The organism is Hamadaea tsunoensis DSM 44101 (assembly GCF_000428945.1).
GTDB classification, from domain to species: Bacteria; Actinomycetota; Actinomycetes; order Mycobacteriales; family Micromonosporaceae; genus Hamadaea; species Hamadaea tsunoensis.
The window spans coordinates 281,950-288,823 of record NZ_AUAX01000015.1; the positions used below are offsets into that span (position 1 = coordinate 281,950).

A 6,874-nucleotide genomic window follows, 5' to 3' on the forward strand; every position below is an offset into this window, starting at 1 on the left:
TGGTGACATGGGGGCCCTTCCATCGCCCGACGCGCGTCGGGGTTTGTCATCGACTGGATGCTCCGCGCGTCGTGGCTTCCGGAGCATGGGGACAGTCTCGGCAGGGAGAGCAGGCGCTACCAGACATCCCGCGATTCGACAGTGGGAAGCTGCGCACATTCGCACTGCGATAGGCTTCACGAACCCTGGTAGCCGATGGCGTCTGGCGGGACCCCCGCTGCTTGCTCCACGGGAGGCACCTCGTGTTGTCCAATACACCCGACGAGGCGCCGCCACCCGGTGTCGATCCGGTCGCGATCCAGGTGCTGCGTGTGCTCGCGGAACGCCGGTACGCGGACGTACACGCACTGGCAGACGAGCTCGACCTGCCGGAGTCCAGGTTGCGCACCGCGCTCAGCGACCTCGAACGCGACCAGCTGGCCGTGCGTACCGGCACGGACGGGTGGGCCGCGATGCCCATGAGGACCGGCCTCGGGACACTGCTCGACCGCCGTCGCGCGGAGCTTGCCTCATGGGAGCAGTACGCACGCGAACTGCAGGAGACCTGGTCGGCCTCCCGGCAGGGTCACGCCGACGGCCAGGTCGAACTACTGAGCACGCCCGAGCAGGTTGGCGCGGTCTACGCGCAACTCCTCGAAGCCAGCACTCTCGAGGTGCTCCACCTGGCCAAGCCCCCGTACGTCGGCTCGCCCGAGCGTCCCGCGGGCAGCGCGGCCGACACGAGCGTGCTGCAGCCGAGCCTGTCGCTGCGTAGCGTGTACGACAGCGCCGGCTTCACCGACCCGGTGTCGCTGCACACGGCGTTCCAAGGACGGCGCACGCACGACGGGCGGTTCCGGCTGCTCGACGGGGTGCCCTTCAAGCTCGCGCTCTTCGACCGGAAGACCGCGCTGGTCCCCGCAGACCCGGACGACCCCGAGGCGGCCTCGCTCATCGTGCACGCTCCTGCCCTCGTGCTGGCGCTCGCCGAGCTCTTCGAGAGCTTGTGGGCGCGGGCCGTGCCCGTCGAGCTCGCGATCGCGCAGCCGCGCACGACGCCCAAAGAGCCGGACGCCGCCTCCGACGACCTCATGGCGGACCCGGGCCGGGCCCTCACCGACGCACGGACCCGAGACATCCTCGACCTCATGGCCGCCGGACTGATCGACGACGCGATCGCCCGGGCCCTGGGCGTGAGCCGCAGAACTGTCCAAAAGCACATCAGCGACCTCGCAGACGCACTCGGCGCGCGCACCCGGTTCCAGATCGCTCTGCTCGCTGCAGACAAAGGGTTGCTTGGCCGGCAACGGTACGTGCCGTAGACACGCGGCCGCGTTGTGAATGGGCAGGCAGCGGTTCAGCTTGCGCCGGCAACAGGAGCCACGAGTTGTAGATCTTGAAAATGAGAGGGCCTTCTGGCGGCAGGTGCACCGTAGGGTCGCAAGCTCGGGTGTCCTTCATACCCACCGCCTGTACTGCCTGACCTCGGCACTCTTCCGTCGGGCAGCGGATTGGGAAGCGCTGCGCCGGCATGGGTCGAGAGTCAATGCCCTTCGGAGTACCCCCGACCTATGGCGGAGAATTCAGCCAGGTCGGCGCAGTCGATCAGGCCGAAGACTTCGAGGAGAGTGCACCTGGCTGACGCGCCAAGTGACCGGACTGTCGTTCCCTGGTGGTCAAGCTGCCAGACCGTTGGAACGCGAAGGGGATCTCATGCGGCGCCGTCAGATATGGCTCCTTGTCGGCTTGATGGCAACAACGGTACTCGGCGCATGCGGTAGCGAGGATGACGGAGGATCCGGCACCGGAGGCCTCGCCGTACCCGGCATCCTCCGAACCGCGAAGGTCGTGTCGATCAGCCAAAGCGCCGGAACGGCGCGCTGGCGGCAGGATGCCGCGAACGGTATCGGCGGGGCCACCTGGTCGTTCGGGAGCGATGGCAGCTTCCGTTTCCAGATGCCGTCACCGAGCGGCGGGTACGATCTGCGAGGCACCTATCGCCGGTCGGCGAGTGTCCTCACGTTCCGGGCAAGCGACTCCTTCGTGACGAGCGGCAGCGACTCCCGAACCGACTTCTCCGGTTCGCTCGACATCGCCTCCGGCCGGGTGCAGTTCTCCTTCACCGCCGGCGATGTCAGCGCCGTCGTCGTGAACAACGGGTCGTACGGCGACTCGCAACTCTGGTCGTTCACCGGCCAGGCTCGTCTGGCGGGCTGATTCGCCGAATCCGCTCTGCCGCCTGGTCAACGACGTCGATTCCGAGGTCGACGTATTCGACGGCGGTGATGTCGCTCCGGGCGTACGCGGTGGTTCGTGCACTGTGGACAGTGACGCCGGTGGAGCCGACAGTCAGTCGGAGCGAAGTTCGCGGAATCCAGCAAGACGACACAGTTGCGTGATCCAGCAATCTGACGGTAACGATTCGATCACCGCAGATCTGCCGTGCAGTCGACATGGTCTCCTGTGCCCGACACGGGAGGAACCCCTATGGCTACGAACACTTCGGAGCTTCCGATTAGCCACCAAATCCCCACCCATGGAGGACGCATGTCCATCTCCTCGGCAAGACGCCGAACCGCCACGCTCGTCGCGGGCCTGCTTCTCGGGTCCGCAGCCGTGGTCGTCGTAGCCACCCCGGCCCTGGCCGACTTCGTCACGTGGCCGACAACCGCCACCAACTTCGGCATCAAGAATCCCAACTCCGGCCGCTGCCTGGGGATCGACTCCGGCGGCCTGGCCGGCATCTGGGACTGCACGACGAATCTCGACCAGACCTGGCACATCGGGACTTCGTCGGGCACCGGATACAACCAGATCGTCAACGGCCTCGGCCAGTGCCTCGCCGTCAACGGCGGCTCCACGGCCGACGGCGCCCGGATCCTGGGCTACACGTGCACGGGCTCGGCCGATCAGTACTGGAAGAACAACCGCTACACGAACGGCGGTCAGCAGATCTTCACGTTTGTGAACATGAAGTCCGGCAAGGGCATCGGTACCAGCGCCGGGCACACCAACAACGGCGCGCCCGCGATCCAGTGGCCGGACACCGGCCACCCGGACCAGACGTGGCAGACGATTCCGTGACGGAGCCGGTCCGGGCGGACGACGAAATGACCCACCGGCTTCCGCCCGGGCACACCCGACGACCTCGCCCTCTCCCCACACCAGCGGTGACGCCGGCGCCGTGACCACCCGCCATCACGCATAGCGATCCCGGAGGTCTTCGTGCCGCCACAGCCAAGAGTCCATCGTGGATGGTCGTGCCGGTGTGGCGCTGATCGGCTTGCCGGCGTTGTAGCCGGGCTGTCGCCCATCCTTCCGACGCGAACGCCGGGTCTCATGGGCGAGGGGCGGCGCGGCGACTCCCACAGGCCGTAGGATGCGGCGTGCTTCCGATCTTGAGACGACTGCGACAGCTGCCCGACACGCGTACCGAGGCGCTCCACCCTGAGTGCATGGCCTGGCTCACCGCGGTACGCGCCGGCGACGGCGATGCCGCCCGCACCGCGTACGCGAAGCTTGACGCCGACGCCGATCCGGGCACCGCCGTACTGCTGGCCGGCGAGCTGTCCACGGCGGAATCCGTCGCCCACGCGTGCCTGGACGCCGACCCGGCCGACGCCGTCGGGCGTACGCTGCTCGGTTCCCGGCTCATCGTCCGCGCCTGGCAAGCCCGAGGCGGCGCCGTCGCCGCGCACACGCCGCAGGATCGGCTCGACACCTTCCGCGAACTGATCGACCTCGCCGAGACCGAACTGGCGACGGCCACCGGCGACCACCCCGACGACGCGGCAGCCTGGACCCTGCGCGTGATCACCTGTCGCGCGCTGCGCTTCGGCACCGCCGAGGCACGCCGCCGCCACGGGCTGGCCGTCGCACGGCGGCCGCATCTGCTGTCGGCCCACCGGGAACTGCTGCAGCAGCTGGCCCCGAAGTGGGGCGGCAGCCTCGACGAGATGCACGCCTTCGCCGCCGAGGCCGCGTACGCCGCACCGGCCGGGCACTCCGCGGCCGGCCTGGTGGCGTTGGCGTACCTCGAACACGTCGGGCACACCGGCGACGTGAACGTCGTGCGCACCGACGCCGCCGTCGGCGTACTGACGGAGGCCGCCGAACGGCTGCTGAGCGCGGACACCCGGACATCCGGCTGGGTCTGGGCGCACAGCGCGTTCGCCGCCGCTTTCGGCCTGGCCCTGCAGGGCCGCCTCGCCCGGCCGCACCTCGACGTCCTCGAAGACCGGCTCGACCTCGACGCCTGGTGGCTGTTCGACCACCCCGAGCACAAGTTCAAGCTGCTGCGCCGGGCGGCGTACCGGGCATGAGACAGACCGTGGTGGACGGCGTACCGGTCGTGGTCACGCCCGCGCCCGGCCCGGTGCAAGCGACGCTGTACTTCCGGGTCGGCCAGGCGGACGAGACCGCCGCGACGCGGGGCGTGACGCATCTGGTGGAGCACCTGGCCTTGCACGGCCTCGGCCCGTTCGACCACCGCTCGAACGGCGGCACGGGGCAGACCGTCACCCAGTTCGAGACCACCGGTACGCCCGACGAGGTGGCCACCTTCCTCACCGGCGTCTGCCGCTCACTGTCGGCGCTGCGGCTCGGACGGCTCGACGTCGAGCGGCGCGTCCTGCGTACCGAGGAGGCGGCCCGGGAGGCGGACCTGGAGACGGTCAGCGCCCGGTGGCGCCACGGCGCCCGGAACTACGGCTTGATCAGCTACGCCGAGTTCGGCGTCGGAACGCTCACCGCCGACGCGGTCGACGCCTGGGCTACCAGCCACTTCACGCGCGACAACGCCGTCCTGGCGATCACCGGGGAGCTACCGGCCGGGCTGACGCTGCCGCTGCCCTCCGGCGTACGGCGGCCCATGCCGGCCGCCTCCGCGATCTTGCCGGTGACCCCGGCGTACTTCCCGGGACCGGGCGGCTGGCTGGGCGTGACGTCTATGGTGGACAGAGGAACCCCGGCGAGCCTCTACGCCCGCCTGCTCCACCGCGCGCTGATGCGGTCACTGCGTACTGAGGCCGGGCTGTCCTACACCACCGCCGCGCGCTACAGAGTCGGTTCGGCCGGCCGCGCGGAGATCACCGCGCACGCCGACGCCGACGCCGGGCACGTCGAGGAGGCGGTGGACCTCTTCGTGCGTACGCTCCAAAGCGGAGACTGGATCGACGAGGCCGAGCTGGCCCGCGCCGTCCAGGACGCGCGGACCGCGATGGCGGAGCCCAGCTTCGCGGCGGGCGCAACGCGGCGATGGGCCCAGGACATCTTGTGCGGATTACCGCCGCGTACGCGCGAAGACATCGCCGCCGGCCTGAAGGCCGTGAGCCTGGCCGACGTGGCCGAGGTAGCGCGAGCGTGCTGGGCGAACGCCCTGCTCATGCTGCCCGGCGTGCGGGCGGAGCGATACGGCTGCGAGCGCGCACCGATGTCCTCGCGGGCTGTTCCGCCCGGCCGCCGCTTCGCCGCGCGGGACGGCGGCCGGGCGTACCTCGTGGTGGGAAAGGACGGAGTGGGCCTCGCGGACGAGGGCCGGTACGCCACCGTCCGGTACACCGACTGCGTACTGCTGGTACGCCACACCGACGGGGGCCGCCTGGTGCTGGGCGCCGACGGCCTGGGCGTACCCCTGGAGCCGGAGGTGTTCGCGGTGGACGCCGCGACCCTGGCCTCGGTCGACGCGGCTGTGAATCCGGCGGTGATCGTCGACCGGGAACGCGACGCGAACGACATACCCCGGCCGGACCGGGCACGCCGCCGCGACCGCCGCATCCGGGCCGCGAAGGTCGCGCTCCACAGGTTCTGGCACTCGCGGGTCGCGTTCCCGGCGGCAACGCTGACCGTCATGGCCTTCGTACTCGTGGCCCTGTGCGCCGGCTCGACGGGCAGCGGCACCGGCGTCCTCCGCGTCCTCGTGGCCCTGGGCGGACTGCTGGCGTTCCTCGGCGGCCTACTGGTCTGGCGCCACCACCGGTACGCCCACTGGTGAGGCCCGTTGACATGGAGGAGGGCCTACGTCGTGAACCCTGAAGCTGCGAATCTCACTGGTGGCGGGATGGTCGCCGATATCGAGGTGATGTTGACCGCGGATCGCGTAGTCGAGCTGCGAATACGATCTGGCTCTGTTCGCCGGGGAGGATCCGTCGCCGGCGTGGGTCCACGGCGATCGCCTCGTCGTCATCCTCATGGGCCACATGGACAAGGAGTTCCCTCTGGTGCTGACGCTGGTCGTCATCGCGCGAGCGGCGGCCGCCGCCGGCGTCCTGGACAGCTGACCGTCTGCCCGATCTCCCCACAGATTCAACGACCCGATGAACGACGAGCTTACGGGCAAAGATCAACCGCCTACGGGGCCAGCCTCACTGGCGGCGGGGTGCGCGGCCACCTGCGCCGGGCACCCCACCGTTGTCAGCTCACCGTCGCGCTCAACTCGCCGCGATCAGACCGTGCGGCACCTGGGGATCGAAGAGGACCAGCTTCGCGTTCTCGATGTCGGTCGGGTCGCCTTCGCAGTCCACGGCCACGGTCTGGCCGGGCTTGAGCTCGTTGAACAGGATCCGCTCGGAGAGCGCGTCCTCGATCTCGCGCTGGATGGTCCGGCGCAGCGGACGGGCACCCATGACCGGGTCCCAGCCCTTCTTCGCCAGCCAACGCTTCGCGTTGTCGGTCAGCGTCAGCGTCATGTCCTTGTTACGCAGCTGCGACTCGATCCGGGCGAGCATGATGTCGACGATCTGCAGGATGTCTTCCTCACCGAGCTGGTGGAAGACGATCGTGTCGTCGATACGGTTCAGGAACTCCGGGCGGAAGTGGTTCTTCAGCTCGTCGTTGACCTTCTGCTTCATCCGCTCGTAGTTGGAGTCCAGGTCGTTGCTGGCCGCGAAGCCCAGCG

General features: G+C 69.5%; 5 protein-coding genes and 1 pseudogene. 5 read left to right on the plus strand and 1 reads right to left on the minus strand.

All coding sequences use genetic code 11. The features are described 5' to 3' along the window. Nucleotides 1–242: 242 nt before the first annotated feature. From G401_RS0121845 to G401_RS47440, 5 genes are all read left to right on the plus strand, one after another. Entirely contained in the window at nucleotides 243–1,301 is a 1,059-nt protein-coding gene (locus tag G401_RS0121845; RefSeq protein WP_051366966.1) for a helix-turn-helix transcriptional regulator, read from the plus strand. A gap of 391 nt (nucleotides 1,302–1,692) precedes the next feature. After that, complete coding sequence (locus G401_RS0121850; RefSeq protein WP_157546087.1) at nucleotides 1,693–2,196, plus strand: hypothetical protein; 504 nt, start codon at nucleotides 1,693–1,695, stop codon at nucleotides 2,194–2,196. Nucleotides 2,197–2,526: 330 nt separating this feature from the next. Next, on the plus strand, nucleotides 2,527–3,063 hold the full coding sequence (locus G401_RS0121855) for an RICIN domain-containing protein (RefSeq protein ID WP_027344182.1): 537 nt from the start codon (nucleotides 2,527–2,529) through the stop codon (nucleotides 3,061–3,063). A gap of 314 nt (nucleotides 3,064–3,377) precedes the next feature. Next, nucleotides 3,378–4,301 (plus strand): hypothetical protein, encoded by a 924-nt coding sequence (locus G401_RS53115; protein ID WP_157546090.1) that lies wholly within the window; start codon nucleotides 3,378–3,380, stop codon nucleotides 4,299–4,301. Then, nucleotides 4,298–5,971, plus strand: coding sequence for a M16 family metallopeptidase (locus G401_RS47440; protein WP_064741824.1), 1,674 nt, complete (start codon nucleotides 4,298–4,300; stop codon nucleotides 5,969–5,971). The genes G401_RS53115 and G401_RS47440 overlap by 4 nt, the downstream gene beginning before the upstream one ends. 436 nt (nucleotides 5,972–6,407) lie before the next feature. Here the strand turns inward: G401_RS47440 and G401_RS47445 are convergent. Continuing rightward, nucleotides 6,408–6,874 (minus strand): annotated as a pseudogene (locus G401_RS47445) (AAA family ATPase); the annotation flags it as partial.